Origin of the sequence: Novosphingobium organovorum (assembly GCF_022832435.1) — a bacterium.
GTDB lineage: Bacteria > Pseudomonadota > Alphaproteobacteria > Sphingomonadales > Sphingomonadaceae > Novosphingobium > Novosphingobium organovorum.
Genome location: NZ_JALHLF010000230.1, coordinates 1 through 1551, shown reverse-complemented (window position 1 = coordinate 1551; position 1551 = coordinate 1). Strand labels below are relative to the sequence as shown.

Here is a 1551-nt window from a genome sequence, read left to right as displayed (position 1 = left end):
GCCCCGCCCCGGCATCTCTCGAACCCGCGATCGACCGACCGGTCCGCACCGGCTGGCGGCGGATTGCGCGCGGGGTCGGGCTCACCGTGCTGGCCGGACCGCTCGGCATGGTCGCCGCAATGGCCATCGCGTTCTGCCTCGCCGTCTACCTGCCCGGCGATCCGCGCACCAAGATCGTCATCGGCGGCCTTGCCATGCCGGTCTTGTGGGGGCTGGCGATGACCTGGACGCTCGCCGACAGCCGCTTGTGGCGCGCGGGCGCGGTGCTGTGCGGGGCGAGCGCGGCGGGCCTGGCGCTGGCCTTTCTGGGAGGCGCGGCATGACGCCCGTGCCCCCTCGCACCCCGACCACGCCCAAGCCTTCGCGCTGGCCGCTTTCGCCGCAGACGGTGCGCGCGGTCCTCGCCGGGCATTCGGTGCTGGGCCTCGCCTTTGCCGGGATCATCTACCTCGTCTGCCTGACCGGCACGCTCGCCGTGTTCACGCCGGACATCGCGCGGCTCGAAGTGTCCCACGCACCCGCTCTGGAGACCATCTCGGATCGCGCCATCGACACCGCGCTGCGCGCCGCGACACGCCTCGCCCCGGCCGATGCAACCTTCTACGCCAGCCTGCCCGGCCCGGCGCGGCGCGGCGCCACCGTCACCGCCTACACGCCCGCTTTCGAGCGCACCTGGGCCATCGCCGCCGACGGCACGCTGGTGCCCTTCGATGCGCGCTGGAGCGAATTCCTGATCGACCTGCACATCGATCTGCACCTGCCGCGCCGGATCGGGGCTTTCCTCGTCGGGTTGACCGGGGTGGCGCTGCTGTCCTCGCTGGTCTCGGGCGTGCTCGCCCACCCACGCATCGTGCGCGATGCGTTCCACTTGCGCCTGGGCGGATCGCGCCGGCTGCAGGAGGCCGACTGGCACAACCGGCTCGGCGTCTGGGCGCTGCCGTTCCACTTCGTGCTGGCGCTGACCGGCGCGTTGCTGGGGCTGAGTACGGTCATCGTCGCGGGGCTGGCGATGCTGCTCTACCGGGGCGATACCGCCAGGGTCTACGACCTCTTCGTCGAGCCGCCACTGGCCAGCGATGCCCGCCGCGTGCCGCTCACCGACCTTGCCCCCTTGCTTGCCCGCGTGCGGCGCGAAACGCCCGAGGCCACGCCGCAAAACCTCATCCTCGAACATCCCGGCCGCGCCGACATGCGCCTGACCGTATCGAGCGGACGCGCGCGCCTGCTCGCCCAGCAGGACGAAGTACGCTTCGGGGCCGAGGGGCAGATCCTCAAGCAACATCACCCGCGCGATCTCGCCGCGGGCACGCGCATCCTGGCAAGCCTGGGACAGCTTCATTTCGGCTGGTTTGCGGGCTTTGCGCTGCGCCTTGCCTATGGCCTGCTTGGCCTTGCGCTGTGCGTGGTGACCTCGACCGGGGTGACCATCTGGCTTGCCCGGCGGCGCGACCGGGGCCGCGCAGCGCCCGGCTTCGAACGGGTGTGGTCGGCGGTGTGCTGGGGCCAGCCGGCGATCCTGGCTGCAAGCGGCGCGCTGGCGCTGGCCTGGCC

Annotated in this window: 1 protein-coding gene and 1 pseudogene; both read left to right on the top strand. The window is 72.3% G+C overall.

The window, feature by feature from the left end:
* Positions 1-323 (top strand): annotated as a pseudogene (locus tag MTR62_RS20915) (hypothetical protein); the annotation flags it as partial.
* Positions 320-1551: PepSY-associated TM helix domain-containing protein (locus MTR62_RS20910; protein ID WP_244024581.1), on the top strand; the 1232-nt coding region annotated here is incomplete at its 3' end. The pseudogene MTR62_RS20915 and the gene MTR62_RS20910, both read left to right, overlap by 4 nt.